This window comes from Blastococcus sp. KM273129 (genome assembly GCF_021698995.1).
Lineage (GTDB): Bacteria > Actinomycetota > Actinomycetes > Mycobacteriales > Geodermatophilaceae > Blastococcus.
Genome location: NZ_SSXB01000029.1, coordinates 1 through 15,967, shown reverse-complemented (window position 1 = coordinate 15,967; position 15,967 = coordinate 1). Strand labels below are relative to the sequence as shown.

The following is a 15,967-nucleotide window of genomic DNA, read 5'->3' as shown; positions in this document are numbered from 1 at the left end:
CTGCCACCGCCACCTGCCGATGGGGAACGGGAACGGCCGTACCGACGGCCATCCTCCCGAGGGGACGACACCCATGGCACTGCTCGAAGGTCTGGCCGCGCTGGCGGCGAAGTTCGCCGGCGCGAGCACGGTCGCCCAGGTGGCGACCGGCGTCGGCATCGCCACCGCCGGCGTCACCGGCGCCGGCGCCGTCGGCGTCCTGCCGACGCCGGTGCAGGACGCCGTCGCCGGCACGGTGGAGACGGTGACGCCGTTCGAGCTCCCGAGCTCGGACGACGACGCCACGACCGACGGCGCCACGGACGTCGACGTGGAGGCGACCGAGGACACCGCCGACCCGGAGGTCGTCGACGACGGGGACACCGAGGACGGCGCGCCCGAGGACGGGACCACCGAGGACGGGACCACCGAGGACGGCGCGCCCGAGGACGAGACCACCGAGGACGAGACCAGCGCGGAGGAGACCGGGCTCCGCGGCCTGGACAACGCCATCGCGCACGCCGACGAGCACGCCCAGGGAGCACTGGCGACGGCTCAGGCCCGCCAGGCGGCCCACGACACGGAGAAGGCCGCACGGGACGCGGCCCGGGAGGCGGAGAAGGCCGCCCGCGACGCGGCGAAGGCCACCCGCGGCGTCCCCACCCCGGTCGAGGAGCCGGTCGAGCAGGCTGACGGCGCCGGCACCGCGCAGCCCGCCGACCAGGGCCGGGGCAAGCAGGGGCGCGGCGGCAACTGACCGGTCGGGTCAGCCCGGGGGGACCTCCACCGGTGCCCATGCCAGGCCCGTCGCCTCGGCGGCCGTGGGCACGCGGGTGGGCGTCCCCCCGGCGCGGCGCACCGCCTCGGCGAAACGCACCGCGTCGATGACCGCGGCGCAGCCGGGGTCGTTGTTGAAGTAGACGAGGACGTCGTCGTCCCCGTGGGCGGCCACCACCCGGTCGGCCCACAGCTGCAGGGTCTGCGGGCGGTACCCCCAGCCCTCGAACCCGTGGTGCAGCCGCAGGTAGCCCCAGCCGGTGGTCCGCCAGAGCGGCGCCACGGGGCGCTCGTCGCGGTCGGCCCAGCACAGCGCCGCGCCGTAGCGCTCCAGCAGGGCGCGCACCTCGTCGGTCCACCAGGACTCGTGCCGCGGCTCGACCGCCACCCGGGCGCCGGCCGGGAACTGCGCCAGGCAGTCGCGCAGCAGCTCCGGGTCGGCCTTCAGCGTGGGCGGCAGCTGCAGCAGGACCGTGTCCAGCTTGGGCCCGAGCCCCTCGGCGCGGCCCATCAGGCGGGCGACCGGCTCCTCGGGCTCGCGCAGCCGCTTGATGTGGGTGAGGAAGCGGCTGGCCTTGACCGCCCACCGGAAGTCCGGCGGGGTGCGCTCGCGCCACTTCTCGAACGTCTCCCGCTCGGGCAGCCGGTAGAACGCGTTGTTGCTCTCGACCGTGGCGAAGTGCTGGACGTAGTGCTCCAGCCAGAGGCGCTGGGGCAGCTTGGGCGGGTAGAAGGCGCCGCGCCAGTCGCGGTACTGCCACCCCGAGGTCCCGATGATCACCGCCACGGGGAGCGGCTACCCGGCGCGACGGGGCCTGAACGTCGGCTGCGGGGGCCGGGCGCCGCCCTCCCCTTTTGGGGGGTGCCCGGCCCCCACCCCTCGGCTGCCTCGCGCCACCCGGCTCCACAACCGTGAGCACGTTCCCTCGACCGAGGCGACCACTGCTCACTGCGGAGACAGCCATGACCAGGACAGGACCGACCACCGAGCGTGGTCGCGGAGGAGGGACCGGACCGGTGTCCTCCTCCGCGGCCGGAGCGCTCCGCACCCCCACCACCAGAGCCCGCCGCGCCGCGCTGGCGGGCGGCCTCGCCGTCGTCACCGCCGCGGGGGTCGTGACGACCCTCGCCGGTGTGGCGAGCGCCGGCACGCCGCCGACCGGGCCGGGCAACATCGAGGTCTTCCCCGATCGGGACATGATCGCGATCGAGGGCTACACCGCCCAGGCCGGCCAGACCGCGACCGTCACCGTCCGGCGCGGCGGCCAGGTCGTCGGGACCGCCACCGGCGAGGTCGACAACACCGGCTTCCGGGAGTGGAACCACGACTCGGCGAGCTGCTTCACCGACGTCACGCCCGACCTGCAGGCCGGTGACGAGGTGTCGGTGTCCTTCAGCGGGTCCCCCCTGGTCGACGGCATGACGGTCAGCTCGGCGCAGATCACCGAGATCACCGCCAGCGACCCGGTCGAGGGCAACGCCAACTCCGTGACGATCAGCGGCACCTACGGCCCCGAGGTCAGCCTCGACCGCTTCGCCGTCGAGGTGGTCAACCCGACCATGCGGGACGAGGGCGCCATCGGCGAGCGGGCCATCGGCTGGAGCCCCAACGAGGTGCCCGACGAGGTCCCCACCGGCTACACGGTCTCCGGCACCGCGGCGAACGGCGAGTTCTCCGTGACGTTCGCCGACATGTCGGCCTCGGACCAGCAGCTGGTGTTCGAGGGCCAGGCGGTCGCGCTGAGCTGGATGGCCGACGCCACCACGGTCGAGCAGCAGCTGGGCCTGACCCTCTCCGAGTACGGCCTGGCCAGCGGCGGTGCCCCCGGCTGCCCGCCCGGACCGGACGGCGCGAAGCCCCCGGTCAGCGAGTACTCCACGGTGTGGAACGCCGACGGGACCGCGGCCACGGTCACCTGGGCCGCCGCGACGCCGGTCCTCGGTGGCGACGCGGTCACCGGCTACAGCGTGACCGCCGTCGACCAGGCCACCCAGCGGCAGGAGGGCTACCGCGTGGGTGCTGACGCCACCCAGGTCGTCCTGGACGGGCTCACCGGCGGCGCGCTGTACGACATCGAGGTCCGCTCGATGGTCGGCACCGAGATGGGCGCTCCCTTCGCCCTCGCCGGCACCACCTCGCCGCCGCCCCCGGACGGCGGGACCGACACCACCCCACCCGTGCTGACCACCGACCCGGTGCTCGACCCGGCCACCGCGGTGATCGCGCCCAACCGGACCCTGACCCTGTCCGCGGACGAGGGCACGATCTACTACACGGTCGACGGTTCGGCGGTCACCACGGAGGAAGGCGGCAACGTGCCGTCCTCCACGGCGGTGCTGTACCAGCAGCCGATCCCGATCACGGCCGACAACACCGCCGTCGCCATCGCGGTGATCGACGCCGCCGGCAACGCCACGCACGCCTCCGGCCTCGTGTCGCCCGCCCCGGTCGCCGAGGCGGTCACGCCCACGGGCTTGGCCATCACCAGCACCAGCGGCGCGGGTCCCGACCCGGCCGCACCGCAGGGCCGGGTCAGCCTCGGCTGGAACCCCGTTCCGGACGCGGTGTCCTACCGGGTGCGGGTGTTCCTGCGCACCGATGCGACGGCCACGACGGCACTCACGGTCACGCCGATGCCCGAGCACGACGTCATCGTCACGGGCACCACGGCGGACGTCACTGGCCTGGCCAAGAGCGCGGACGGCCAGCGGTACCTGTTCCGGGTGCAGTCCCGCACCGGGACGACGACGCCGTACAGCACCTTGTCGGCGCCGGTGAACCACCGGGTCGTCGGTGACGACATCGCGATCGGGCTGGCCCAGTTCCGGACCGGCGACGAGTTCCGGATCGACGGGTCGGGCACCGTGCCCGGCGCGACGATCACGGTGCACCGCACCAACACCGCGGGCACCGGGCCGGCGCTCAACCCGATCGCCGGGTACCCGACCGGTGTCGTCGGTCCGATCGAGGCCCCCGAGGCCGTCGGCGCCTGGGCGATCACCGTCGACCCGGCTCCGGCGACCGCGCCGACCGAGATCTGGGTCAAGTCGAGCGAGGGCGGGGTCTCCGGCCCCTTCCCGGTCGAGGTGCGCTGACCCGTCGCACATCCCGGGGGCCCGTCACCACACGGTGGCGGGCCCCCGGCCTTGTGCTGGGGTGACCACGAGCTGCGGCACATCGGGCTCCGACGCCTCGTGCGCCGACCGATCTGGCGCCTCTCGTGCGGCGGCCGCCCCGAAGACGCCGACAGGGGCCGGCCCGCTCGCGCGGACCGGCCCCTGCCGGAGGTGGTGCTAGGTGGTCGGACTCAGAAGTCCATGCCGCCCATGCCGCCGTCGCCACCGGGCATGGCCGGAGCGGACTTCTCCGGCTTGTCGGCGATGACGGCCTCGGTGGTGAGGAAGAGCGCCGCGATGGAGGCGGCGTTCTGCAGCGCCGAGCGGGTCACCTTGGCGGGGTCGATGATCCCGGCGGCGACGAGGTCCACGTACTCGCCGGTGGCGGCGTTGAGGCCCCAGCCGGTCTCCGAGTTGCGGACCTTCTCCGCCACGACGCCGCCCTCGAGGCCGGCGTTGATGGCGATCTGCTTCAGCGGCGCCTCGAGCGCGACGCGCACGATGTTGGCACCGGTCGCCTCGTCGCCCTCGAGCTCGAGCTTGTCGAACGCGACGGCCGTGGCCTGCGCGAGGGCGACGCCACCACCGGCGACGATGCCCTCCTCGACGGCGGCCTTGGCGTTGCGCACCGCGTCCTCGATGCGGTGCTTGCGCTCCTTGAGCTCGACCTCGGTCGCGGCGCCGGCCTTGATGACGGCGACGCCACCGGCCAGCTTGGCCAGGCGCTCCTGCAGCTTCTCCCGGTCGTAGTCGGAGTCCGACCGCTCGATCTCGCTGCGGATCTGGTTGACCCGGCCGGCGATCTGGTCGGTGTCCCCGGCACCCTCGACGATCGTCGTCTCGTCCTTGGTGACGACGACCTTGCGGGCGCGGCCCAGCAGCTCGAGGCCGGCGGTGTCGAGCTTGAGGCCGACCTCCTCGCTGATGACCTGGCCACCGGTGAGGATGGCGATGTCGCCGAGCATGGCCTTGCGGCGGTCACCGAAGCCCGGCGCCTTGACGGCGACGGACTTGAAGGTGCCGCGGATCTTGTTCACGACCAGGGTCGCGAGGGCCTCGCCCTCGACGTCCTCGGCGATGATGGCCAGCGGCTTGCCCGACTGCATGACCTTCTCCAGCAGCGGGAGCAGGTCCTTGACCGAGCTGATCTTGCTGTTGACGACGAGCACGTACGGGTCGTCGAGGACGGCCTCCATGCGCTCGGCGTCGGTGACGAAGTAGGGCGAGATGTAGCCCTTGTCGAAGCGCATGCCCTCGGTGAGCTCGAGCTCGAGGCCGAAGGTGTTGCTCTCCTCGACGGTGATGACGCCTTCCTTGCCGACCTTGTCCATCGCCTCGGCGATGAGCTCGCCGATGGCGGGGTCGGCGGCGGAGATCGACGCGGTGGCGGCGATCTGCTCCTTGGTCTCGACGTCCTTGGCCGTGGAGAGCAGGTACTCGCTGACCGAGGCGACGGCCTTCTCGATGCCCTTCTTGAGGGCCATCGGGTTGGCGCCGGCGGCGACGTTGCGCAGACCCTCGCGCACGAGAGCCTGGGCGAGCACGGTGGCGGTGGTGGTGCCGTCACCCGCGACGTCGTCGGTCTTCTTCGCGACCTCCTTGACGAGCTCGGCCCCGATCTTCTCCCACGGGTCCTCGAGCTCGATCTCCTTGGCGATGCTCACACCGTCGTTGGTGATCGTGGGGGCGCCCCACTTCTTCTCCAGGACGACGTTGCGGCCCTTGGGGCCGAGGGTCACCTTGACGGCGTCGGCGAGGGTGTTCATGCCCCGCTCGAGGCCGCGGCGCGCCTCTTCCTCGAAGGCGATCATCTTGGCCATGTGGTGATGTCCTCCATGCGTTGATCGCTGCACGGCCGGGTGCGGCGCCCGCGACGGACGACACCAGCGGTGCGGGCGCTCCTTCGGCCCGCGCGCCGGTGCCTCACCGACCGACCTGATTGGCACTCAAAGGGTACGAGTGCCAGGCCCGAGTCTGGCACTCGGGGCGGGTGAGTGCAAGGAACGCCGGAGGCCCGGCCCCCCGCTGGGGGGACCGGGCCTCCGATCGGTGCTGCTGGGTGGTCCTCAGGCGCTACGGACGGCGTCGGCCTGGGGGCCCTTGGCACCCTGGACGACCTCGAACTCGACGCGCTGACCCTCGTCGAGGCTCTTGTACCCGTCCATCTGGATGGCCGAGTAGTGGACGAAGACGTCCTGGCCGCCGTCGACGGCGATGAAGCCGAAGCCCTTCTCGGCGTTGAACCACTTCACGGTGCCCTGTGCCACGTGTGCTCCCACGTTTCGTGCGTGCGGACGGTCCCTCTGGATCGGGAGACCGGGCCTAGCTCTTCCGCCCGCATATCACGAACATGGAACTGGATCCGCGCGAGAAGGTACATCAGCGGCGGCCGGGCGCAAGAGCTTCCCCGCCATCGTGTTGCCGGATCGGGCGACCGCGGCCTCAGCCGATGAGCCCGGCGGCCCGCACCGACCTGAGGGAGGGGTCCACCCGGTGCGTCGGGCCGACGACGGGCTCGAGCGGGTCGAGGGTCTTCAGCCCCTCCCCCGTGTTGAGGACGACGGTCTCCTTCGCCGGGTCGAGCCGCCCGCTCTCGACCAGCGTGCGGAGCACCGCGACGGTCACCCCGCCGGCGGTCTCGGCGAAGATGCCGGTGGTGCGGGCCAGGTCGCGGATGCCCTGGACGATCTCGTCGTCGCCCACCCGCGCGACCGCGCCGCCGGTGCGCCGGATCGCGTCGAGCGCGTAGGGGCCGTCGGCGGGGTTGCCGATGTTGAGCGACTTCGCGATCCCGGTGGGCTTCACCGGCTTGACGACGTCCCAGCCGTTGTCGAACGCGGTGGCGATCGGGTCGCAGCCGGCCGACTGCGCGCCGAAGATCGTCCACTCGGTGGCCTCGACGATGCCGGCCGCCGCCAGCTCGCGGAACGCCTTGTCCACCTTGGTGAGCAGCGAGCCGGAGGCCATCGGGATGACCACCTGGGCCGGGATGCGCCAGCCCAGCTGCTCGGCGATCTCGTAACCCATCGTCTTGGAGCCCTCGGCGTAGTAGGGCCGGACGTTCTGGTTGACGAAGGCGGTGTCCTCGAACTCGTCGGTCTCGCCGAGCTCGCTGGTCAGCCGGTTGACGTCGTCGTAGGAGCCGTCGACGGCGACCAGCGTCTGCCCGTAGACCGCCGACTGCACGACCTTGCCGGGCTCCAGGTCGCTCGGGATGAAGACGAACGAGGGCAGGCCGACGCGGGCGGCGTGCGCGGCCACGGAGTTGGCCAGGTTGCCGGTGGAGGCGGCGGCGATCTTCTTGTAGCCCAGGCCCTTGGCGGCGGTCGCGGCGAGGCTGACGACGCGGTCCTTGAAGGAGTGGGTGGGGTTGGCCGAGTCGTCCTTGACCCAGAGCCCGCCGGTGAGGCCGAGCTCGGCGGCGAGGCGGTCGGCGCGGACCAGCGGGGTCATCCCCGGGTCGAGCGAGACGCGGTCGGCCGGGTCCTGGCCCACGGGCAGCAGGGCCACGTACCGCCAGATGTTCTGCGGGCCGGCCTCGATCTGCTCGCGGGTGACGGCCTTCATCAGCTCGGGGTCGTAGTCGACCTCCAGCGGGCCGAAGCACTCGGCGCAGGCGTGCTGGGCGATGAGCCCGAACGTGGCGCCGCAGTTGCGGCAGACCAGCCCGCGCGCGGGACAGGGGGGCACCGGGCCGCCGGCAGCGGAGTCGGCCTGGAGCGATCCGGGAGCGGTGAGGGTCATGCGACGACTACCTCCTCATCTTCCCCGCTGCGGGCCGTCGAGCCGCGCGGGACGGAATTGGCACCTCCCGCCCGTCGCGCGGAGCGCGGCAGGCGGCGGTTGCCGGGGCTTCGTCGGGCCGTGTCCCTCTGCCCCTCTGGATGAGTGAACGGGGTGGACTCTACCCAGTCGCGGCGCGCGCCCGGCGGCGGGACAGGATGGGCCGGTGAGCGCGCGCGTCGTCTACACCGACCTCGACGGCACGATGGTGGGCCCGCGGGGCTCCTTCTGGCACACGGCGGGACGGGACCTCACCGACGGGCCGGCCGGCGCGCTGCTGGACCTGCACCGGGCGGGGACGGCGTTGGTGCTGGTCAGCGGCCGCACCTACGAGCAGGTGGTCGAGGCCGCGCGGATCTTCGCCGCCGACGGCGCCATCGCCGAGCTGGGCGCCACCATCGGCTGGGGCTCCGGGCGGAACACCCACCGGCTGCGGGGCGCGCTGCCCGAGGAGTACGGGGAGCGCACCCCGATGGACGTCATGGCCGAGCTCGGCGTCGTCGAGGACCTGGTCGCCGCGCACCCCGGGCGGCTGGAGTGGCACGCGCCGTGGCACGCCACCCACGCCACCGACGCGCTGCTCCGCGGCCGGGTGGACGCGCTCGCCGTGGACGCGTGGCTGGCCGAGCGCGGGGCCGGCTGGCTGACGCTCAAGGACAACGGCGCGATCCCCGCCGCACCGTGGATGGGGCTGGCCGAGGAGGCCGCCCCGCCGCGGGTCTACCACCTGATGCCGCGCGGCATCTCCAAGGGCGCGGCGATCGCCTGGGACCTGGAGCGCCGCGGGCTCTCCCCCGACGACGCCGTGGCCATCGGGGACAGCGTCAGCGACCTGGACATGGCGCCGGCGGTGGGCCGGCTGTGGATCACCGCGAACGGGGCCGCCGTCGACGGCATGGCCGAGGCGCTGGCCGCCGTCCCCAACGCCTCGGTGACCGCCGGGGCCATGGGCGAGGGCTGGGCCCAGGCGGTGCGCGCGTCGCTGTGAGCGGGCCGCCGCCGGGCCTGGAGCCAGGGGTGACCCGGCCCCAGCAGCGCTCTGCCCACTCCGGCGGGGCAGAGCGCCACTCCCGCGGGGAGGACGCCCGGCGGGGAGGGGCCGTCAGCCGGCCCGGGGCTCGCGGCCCGGCCGCGCGCAGGGACGGTGTCGCCCGGTGGGGCGGCAGCTACGACGTGACGTCGCGGCGGGCGAAGTGGCGGAAGCCCAGGGCGGTGAAGACGGCGGCGTAGACCAGCGCCTGCACCACCCCGCGGAACAGGTCCCCGGAGTCCACCGGCGTCTGCAGCAGGTCGGTCCACGCGTAGGCCTCCGCGAGCGGGAACCAGTCGCGGATCGCGCCGAGCTGCTCCACCTCGTCGAGGATCGCGAAGACGACGACGGTGAACACGGCGCCACCGACGGCGGCCAGGGGCGCGTCGGTGATCGTGGAGAACCAGAAGGCCAGCGCGCCGACGGTGAGCAGGTGCACCGCCAGGTAGCCCAGCATGCCGGCCAGCCGCAGCATGCCCTCGCCCTGGTCGATGCCGACGCCGACCGGTGTGGTGATGTCGCCGAAGCCGAACGCGATGCCCCCGGCCACCACCGAGACCACCGCGAGCGTCAGCAGCGCGCCGACCGCCTGCACGAACGCGGCGAGCCACTTCTGCCGGAGCAGCCGCGCCCTCGGGACCGGGGTGGCCAGCGCGTACCGCAGCGACCCCCACTGCGCCTCGCTGGCGACGGTGTCGCCGAAGACGAGCGCGTAGACGACGACGAGGAAGAAGCCCGTGGTCGCGAAGAGCACGAACAACGTGAAGTTCAGCCCGCTCGCCGTCGCGACGTCGACGAGGTTGATCCGCGCGTTCTCCGCGGCCTCCTCGTCGGCCCCCAGCTGCAGGGCGGCGATCAGGACCAGCGGCAGCGCGGCCATCAGCGCGAAGACGCCCAGGGTGCGCCGGCGCTTGAACTGCCGGCGCAGCTCGACCGGGAGCCGCAGGGTCCGCTCCGGCCGGTACCCGGCGACCGCCCCGGTCGGCTGCACGTGCTGCTCGGTGCCCGTCGTCATGACTCCCCCACCAGCGCCAGGAAGGCGTCCTCCAGCCGGCGACGCGGCGTGAACTGCTCCACGGCGACGCCCGCCGAGACCAGCGCCTGCAGCACGTCGGCCCGCCGCACGCCGTCGAGCTCGGCCACCAGGCCGTCGTCCGTGCGGCCGGCGGTCACGCCGGGCAGGCCCGACAGGACGGCGACCGCCCGGTCGGTGTCGGCGTCGTCGGCCAGGCCGACCAGCACCGAACCGCCGGCACCGACGATCTCCTCGACGGTGCCCTGGGCGATCTTCTGCCCCTTGGCCATCACGACGACGTGGCTGCAGGTCTGCTCGATCTCGCTCAGCAGGTGGCTGGAGACGATGACCGTGCGGCCGGTGGCGGCGTAGTTGCGCAGCACCTCGCGCATGGCGTGGATCTGCGGCGGGTCGAGCCCGTTGGTCGGCTCGTCGAGCACCAGGAGGTCGGGCAGGCCGAGCATCGCCTGGGCGATCGCGACCCGCTGGCGCATGCCCTGGCTGTACCGGCGCACCGGCCGGTCGATCGCCGCGCCGAGGCCGGCGACCTCGATCGCCTCCTCCATGTGCGCGTCCTCGGCCGGGCGGCCCGTGGCGGCCCAGTAGAGGGTCAGGTTGTCCCGGCCGGAGAGGTGCGGTTGCAGGCCGGTGCCCTCCACGAACGAGCCCAGCCGGGACAGCACCGGGGCACCGGGGCCGGCGGCGTGCCCGAAGATGCTGATCCGGCCGTCGGTGGGCCGGATCAACCCCATGAGCATGCGCAACGACGTCGTCTTCCCGGCCCCGTTGGGCCCGAGCAGGCCGAGCACCTGGCCGCGCCGCACCTCGAAGGAGAGGTCGCGGACGGCGACGAAGCCGTCCTTGTACGCCTTGGTCACGCCGGTGAAGCGCAGGGGGACGTCCTCCCCGTCGGGCTCCACCTGCGAGATCCGCCGGTCGCGGCGCCTGCCCCACCAGCGGGCGGACAGCCAGCCCAGCAGCCCGAGGCCGGCGAGGACGGCCAGCAGCACCCACCAGCGGGAGGCGCCGGTCGGGGCCTCGCTGCGGCCTTCCACTTCGGGGGCGGCCAGCGTCGCCTCACCCGCGGAGACGCCGTTGGGGGCGGTGTCCGAGGCCAGCCCGACCGAGTAGACCGCCGCCTCGGCCGGCAGCGCGAAGGCCTGGTCGGTGGAGGAGACCAGCACGCGCATGGTGTGCCCGGTCTCGAAGCGGTGCACGATGCCCGGCAGCGTGACGCTGACCCGCGTCGGGGCGGTCGGGTCGGTGGAGACGCCGGTGAGCGCGAGCGGCGCCACCAGCCCGCCGGGCAGCGTGGTCGCGCCGTCCGGGCCGACGTCGTAGAGCTTGGCGAAGAGGGTGGCGCTGCCGCTGGGCGAGGCCACCGCGAGGTCGATCGTCGAGGCGCCGACGACCTCGACCGGGGCCTCCAGCGGGGCGCTGTCGAACGCGGCGAACTGGCCGGGGATCTCCGCGGTGCTGCCGCCGAGCGCGGAGGTCAGCGCCCCGAGCCCGGGCAGCGTGGTGAGCGCGGCGGGCGTGCCACCGGCGGGGGTGACGACGGGCTGGACGGGGCCGGAGACGGTCACCGCCCGGCGGGTGGCCGGCTCGGCGCCGTCCAGCCCGGGGTAGACCTCGGCCGCGACGGCCCGGCCGCCGCCCTGGACCCGCCCGACCGTGGTGCCCAGGCCGGTGGGGGCGGGGAACTCGAACCCCGTGCCGGGGTCCTCGCCCTGCCCCCGCAGGTGCCAGTCGAACCAGCCGGCGACGTGGTCGCGCAGGTCCTGCACCTGCCCGTCCGACGACGAGGCGTCGTGGCCGCCGGCGAACCAGACCACCTTGACCGGGGTCCCGTCCGCGGCGATCCCCCGCGCGTTCGCGTCGGCCTGGCCCAGCCCGAACAGCGAGTCCTGGGTGCCCTGCACCAGCAGCGTCGGCACGTCGATCCGGTCGAGGACGCCGGCCGGGCTGCTGCGGTCGAGCACCGCGGCGACCTCCGGCGTCAGCGTGCCGGTGGAGGCGGCCGCCTGGTAGGCCTCGCACACCTCGAGGCGGAAGCGGCCGCAGGTGAGCAGCAGCTCGGCGGCCTCCGGGTCCGCGGCGGCCTGCTCGAGCAGCCGCTCGGGCAGGCCGGCGGGCAGCGCGCCACCGCCGGCCCCACCGGCCCCGCCGCCGAGGGCGTCCAGCAGGCCGCCCGAGGCCGAGCCGATCCCGAAGAACAGCCCGGACCACAGCTGCTTGTAGACGCCGGCCGCCTCCGTCTGCGGCACCGCGGCGACCGTGTCCGCGACGAGGTCGCCGGTCTGGGACGGGAAGAGCGACGCGGTCAGCGAGTGCCAGGTGATCTGCGGCGCGATGGCGTCGACCCGCTCGTCGTAGGCCGCGCCGAGCAGGGCGAGCGCCCCGCCGTACGAGCCGCCGGCCACCCCCACCCGCGGGTCGCCCTCGGCGTCGAGCTCGACCTCCTCGCGCTCGGCCAGCAGGTCGAGCAGCGTGGAGAGATCGGCGATCTCGTAGCGCGGGTCGTTGAGCCCGATCCGCCCGGTGCTCTCCCCGAAGCCGCGGGCCGAGTAGGTGAGGACGACGTACCCGCGGTCGGCCAGGTCCGCCGCGTCGTCGGCGACCGAGCGCTTGCTGCCGCCGAAGCCGTGCGCGAGCACCACCGCCGGCGCGGGCTCGTCGGTGCCGGGCAGGTACAGGGTGGTGTCGAGCTCGACGGCGTCCTCGCCGGAGCCCGAGGGCACCCGGGCCTCCTCCGTGCGCACCTCGGCGGCGCCCGCCGGGGGCGCGAGCGCGAGCAGGCCGGCCGGCAGGGCGAGGGCGAGCAGGGCGGCGGCCGCGGCGCGCGCACCGGGGCGCGGGCGGGGACGCACGAGCCCGCGGAGGGAACGCACGACGGGCCCAACGGCCGGGGGCCGTCCGGTGTTCCGGGGAGCGGCCCCGGCCCGGGTCAGGGCTGCCAGTTGCCCGTGGCGACGATGACCAGCCCCGGCGCCGGGACGTCGGCCACCTCGAAGAAGCGCGGCGCGGGGCCGGCGAGCTCGGGGAACTGCTCGATCAGCTGCAGCGCCGCCTGGCGCTGCTGCTCGTCGCCCTCGGTGAAGTACACGGTCGTCGCCGAGACGTCGGTGCCCGGGTAGGCGCCGACACCGGGCGACTCCCAGCCACCGGCGACGACGGCGCCGGAGATCTTGGCGGCGAGGCCGGTGATTCTCGTGGCGTTGAGGACGGTGACCGGGACCCGCACCGGGGTGGTGATCGCCGGCTCGACGACCACGGGGCTCTCCGGCAGCGGCGGGAGGGCGGCGGTCGGGACGGCGACGGTCGGGACGCTGGCGGGAGCGGGCGCGGCCGCGGCGGCCTCCTCCTTCTCCGGCGCGGTGACCGTGTAGACACCGAGGACCGCGCCGGCGACGACGGCCATGGCGACCAGACCCTTGAGCACGCGGCGCGGCTTGCGCTCGGGCTCGTCGTCGAAGAGCACCTCGGGGGTGCCGTTGCGCCTGGCCGCCTTGCGGCGCGCGGCGTCGGCAGCCTGCCGCTCGGCGCGGTAGGCGGCGCGGCCGCCCTTGACCTCCGCCCCGCCCGGCGCGGGAGCCGCCACCTCGGCGTCGAGGTCGTAGCCGTCGTCGTCGTGGCCGTCGTCGTCGTGGCCGTCGTGGCCGAGGTCGTCGTCGGAGGCGGCGTCGGCCCGCCGCGCGCTGATGTCCCGCTCGGGGATCGCCGTCGTGGCCGGCGACTCGAGGACCGCCGGCGCGAGCCGCGAGCGGCCGGTGTCGTCGGTGCGCGAGGGCTTGGTCCAGTCGCCGTAGGAGGACGACGGCGCGCCGGACGGGGTGGTCTGCCGGGGCACGCGGGGGACGCGCGGCACGGGGGCGCTGCGGCCCGACCCACGGGTCGGGCCCGTGGTGGCCAGCGGCTCGTCGTCGACCAGCAGCGCCGTCGGGCCCGCGGGAGAAGCGGCCGGTGCCGGGGCGGGCGAGGGCACCGCGCGGAACGGGGCGGCGCTGGTCTGCGGGCCCGGGACGCCCGCGGCGCGGGGGGTGACCGGCGCGGGACCGGCGGCGGCACGCGCGGCGGCCGGCACGGGCGGCAGCGGCAGCCGGGAGCGGGAGACCTGGTGCCCCGCCTCGCCGGGAGCACCGGCCACGACGTCGCGCCGGGGGCCGCGGCGATCGCGCCCGGGGGCAGTGGGGTGGTCGCTCAGGCCGGCACCGGGGAGGGAGCCGTCCGGGGCGTCGGTGCGGCGCCGCCCGGCGGGCGGCGACACGTGCCCCTGCGCCACTCCGTCACTGCCTGACGCCGCGTGCCTGCCCACGGTGAGCAAATCTAATCCATGTCATTCCCGTTGCCCAGGATCTGCGGCGAGCGCGTCCGACGCCGCGCCGTCCGCAGCCGGCGCAGGCGCCGGACCAGGAGCGGGTCGGCCGCCAGCGCCTCCGGCCGGTCGACCAGGGCGTTGAGCGCCTGGTAGTACCGGGTCGGCGTCGTGTCGAACAGGTCGCGGATCGCCGTCTCCTTGGCCCCGGCGCGCCGCCACCACTGGCGCTCGAAACCGAGCATCTCGTGCTCCCGCCGCGACAGGCCGGCGGCGCCGGCCGGCACGGGCCTGTCCCCTGACCCGTCGACCCGGGGCGGGGAGACCACGGGGGCTGGGTCGCTGTGCATCGTCGGACCATCTCCTGAGCTGCTCCGCCGGCCGGGCGCTCCCGGCGGCTCGGGCACGACGGTAGCGCCGTCCACCGACGTTCCCGGCCCACGCGCCGCGGCGGACCCGGCAGCGCCGTCAGGGGGTGGCGACCACCGCGTCGCGGGCCGCCCGGCGCGCCCCTGCCCGGGCGTGCCGCCACGTGTCGGCGGTGAAGACCGCCAGCGCCACCCAGACGATGACGAAGCCGGCCAGCCGGGCCGGCGGCATGGGTTCGTCGTAGACGAAGACGCCGATCGCCAGCTGCATCAGCGGGGTCAGGTACTGCAGCAGCCCCACCGTCGAGAGCGGGATGCGCCGGGCCGCTGCGGCGAACAGCAGCAGCGGCACCGCCGTCGCCACCCCGGCGCTGGCCAGCAGGAAGGCGTGCCCGGTGCCGGCGTTGGCGAACGTGCCCGTGCCCCCGGCGTGCAGCACGGCGAGGACGGCGCCGGCCGGGATCGCCACCAGCGTCGTCTCCAGGAACAGCCCCGGAGCCGCCTCGATGCGGACGAGCTTCTTCATCAGCCCGTACAGGCCGAAGGAGAGCGCCAGGCCGAGGGCGATCCACGGGGGGCGCCCGTAGTCGACGGTGAGGACCACGACGGCGACGGCGGCGATGCCGACGGCGACCCACTGGAGGGGCCGCAGCCGCTCGGCGAACACCACCACGCCCAGGAGCACGCTCACCAGCGGGTTGATGAAGTAGCCGAGCGAGGTCTCCACGACCTGGCCGGAGTTGACCCCGTAGACGTAGATCAGCCAGTTGGTCGCGATCAGCACCGCCGCGCCGGCCAGGACGAGGAGCGTGCGCGGGCTGGCGACGGCGGCGCGCACGTGCCCCCACCGGCGGACGGCGGTCAGCAGCAATGCCACGAACAGCAGCGACCAGAGCACCCGGTGGGCCACGATCTCCAGGCCGCCGGCGGGCTCCAGGAGCGGGAAGTACAGCGGGAAGATGCCCCAGAGGGCGTAGGCGCCGAGGCCGGAGACCACCCCCAGGCGACGCTCGTCCACGGCGGCACCGTACGCCCGCGCCCGGGACCGGCCGCAGCCGACCGGACGGGCCTACCGTTTCAGCGTGAGCTCTCAGCGCCCCGGCCCCCTGCAGTGGGTCTGGTACGCGTACGGCGGTGGGTTGCCCCGCGAGCTGGCGCCGTGGGTCCTGGAGGACACCACCCGCAGCACCTGGGTGTGGCGGCAGCTGGCCCGGGCGGTGGTGCAGCTGCTGCCCCTGATCGTGGTCTGCCTGCTGCTGGTCCCCGTCCCGCTGGCCTACCGGGTCGCCGCGGCCGGCGGCGGGCTGCTGCTCGGCCTGCTGTTCTCGCTGGCCTACATGGTCGAGACCACCGAGCACCGGGTGGTGAAGGCCGGCTACCCGCCGGGGACGGCGGGGCGCCTGCGCGCGGAGCGGGCCGAGCGGGCGCGGGTGGAGCGGCTCTCCCCCTACCGGCGCGACGGCGCGGGGAGCTTCGACTGAGCCGACGAGGGTGTCTGAGTTGAGGACATCGTGCACACCTGTCTCGGGACATCGTTCACACCCTGAGGTGAGGGGTGTGCGATGGGAATGCCGCAGCTGGTC

The 15,967-nt window shown here is 74.7% G+C and carries 13 protein-coding genes and 1 riboswitch; of the genes, 4 read left to right on the top strand and 9 right to left on the bottom strand.

The window, feature by feature from the left end; genetic code table 11:
* Positions 1 to 73 precede the first annotated feature (73 nt).
* On the top strand, positions 74 to 736 hold the full coding sequence (locus E9565_RS10490) for a hypothetical protein (protein WP_236834981.1): 663 nt from the start codon (positions 74 to 76) through the stop codon (positions 734 to 736).
* 9 nt (positions 737 to 745) lie between these two features.
* Here E9565_RS10490 and E9565_RS10485 read toward each other — a convergent pair whose 3' ends face one another.
* Positions 746 to 1,543, bottom strand: coding sequence for a DUF72 domain-containing protein (locus E9565_RS10485; RefSeq protein ID WP_236834979.1), 798 nt, complete (start codon positions 1,541 to 1,543; stop codon positions 746 to 748).
* A gap of 230 nt (positions 1,544 to 1,773) precedes the next feature.
* Here E9565_RS10485 and E9565_RS23195 point away from each other — a divergent pair, with 230 nt between their 5' ends.
* The gene (locus E9565_RS23195; RefSeq protein ID WP_236824898.1) at positions 1,774 to 3,852 is read left to right on the top strand and encodes a chitobiase/beta-hexosaminidase C-terminal domain-containing protein; all 2,079 of its coding nucleotides are present in this window, start codon (positions 1,774 to 1,776) and stop codon (positions 3,850 to 3,852) included.
* 212 nt (positions 3,853 to 4,064) lie between these two features.
* On the opposite strand, the gene groL is transcribed toward E9565_RS23195, so the two are convergent.
* The 3 genes from groL to thrC form a co-directional block, all read right to left on the bottom strand.
* Positions 4,065 to 5,693: a chaperonin GroEL gene (groL, locus tag E9565_RS10475; RefSeq protein WP_236824899.1), complete on the bottom strand. Its 1,629-nt coding sequence runs from the start codon at positions 5,691 to 5,693 to the stop codon at positions 4,065 to 4,067.
* A gap of 246 nt (positions 5,694 to 5,939) precedes the next feature.
* Positions 5,940 to 6,140 carry a cold-shock protein gene (locus tag E9565_RS10470; RefSeq protein WP_040337424.1) on the bottom strand — a complete coding sequence of 67 codons (201 nt, stop codon included), beginning with the start codon at positions 6,138 to 6,140 and terminating at the stop codon, positions 5,940 to 5,942.
* 175 nt (positions 6,141 to 6,315) lie between these two features.
* Positions 6,316 to 7,617 (bottom strand): threonine synthase, encoded by a 1,302-nt coding sequence (gene thrC, locus E9565_RS10465; RefSeq protein ID WP_236834977.1) that lies wholly within the window; start codon positions 7,615 to 7,617, stop codon positions 6,316 to 6,318.
* 12 nt (positions 7,618 to 7,629) lie between these two features.
* Positions 7,630 to 7,764, bottom strand: a riboswitch (SAM riboswitch).
* 58 nt (positions 7,765 to 7,822) lie between these two features.
* On the opposite strand from thrC, the gene E9565_RS10460 reads away from it, so the two are divergent.
* Positions 7,823 to 8,644, top strand: coding sequence for an HAD hydrolase family protein (locus E9565_RS10460; protein ID WP_236824901.1), 822 nt, complete (start codon positions 7,823 to 7,825; stop codon positions 8,642 to 8,644).
* A 178-nt stretch (positions 8,645 to 8,822) separates the two neighbouring features.
* On the opposite strand, the gene E9565_RS10455 is transcribed toward E9565_RS10460, so the two are convergent.
* The 5 genes from E9565_RS10455 to rarD all read right to left on the bottom strand — a co-directional run bounded on the left by E9565_RS10455 (position 8,823) and on the right by rarD (position 15,402).
* Positions 8,823 to 9,701, bottom strand: a complete 879-nt coding sequence (locus tag E9565_RS10455) for an ABC transporter permease (protein ID WP_236824902.1) — start codon at positions 9,699 to 9,701, stop codon at positions 8,823 to 8,825.
* Positions 9,698 to 12,571 carry an alpha/beta fold hydrolase gene (locus E9565_RS10450; protein ID WP_236824903.1) on the bottom strand — a complete coding sequence of 958 codons (2,874 nt, stop codon included), beginning with the start codon at positions 12,569 to 12,571 and terminating at the stop codon, positions 9,698 to 9,700. Before E9565_RS10450 ends, E9565_RS10455 begins: the two co-directional genes overlap by 4 nt.
* 77 nt (positions 12,572 to 12,648) lie before the next feature.
* Positions 12,649 to 13,968, bottom strand: a complete 1,320-nt coding sequence (locus E9565_RS23190) for a LytR C-terminal domain-containing protein (RefSeq protein ID WP_236824904.1) — start codon at positions 13,966 to 13,968, stop codon at positions 12,649 to 12,651.
* Between the two features lie 59 nt (positions 13,969 to 14,027).
* Positions 14,028 to 14,303, bottom strand: a complete 276-nt coding sequence (locus E9565_RS10440; RefSeq protein WP_236824905.1) for a DUF3263 domain-containing protein — start codon at positions 14,301 to 14,303, stop codon at positions 14,028 to 14,030.
* 181 nt (positions 14,304 to 14,484) lie between these two features.
* Positions 14,485 to 15,402 (bottom strand): EamA family transporter RarD, encoded by a 918-nt coding sequence (gene rarD / locus E9565_RS10435; RefSeq protein WP_236824906.1) that lies wholly within the window; start codon positions 15,400 to 15,402, stop codon positions 14,485 to 14,487.
* A 64-nt stretch (positions 15,403 to 15,466) separates the two neighbouring features.
* Here rarD and E9565_RS10430 point away from each other — a divergent pair, with 64 nt between their 5' ends.
* The gene (locus E9565_RS10430) at positions 15,467 to 15,865 is read left to right on the top strand and encodes a DUF5313 family protein (protein WP_236824907.1); all 399 of its coding nucleotides are present in this window, start codon (positions 15,467 to 15,469) and stop codon (positions 15,863 to 15,865) included.
* Positions 15,866 to 15,967 lie beyond the last annotated feature (102 nt).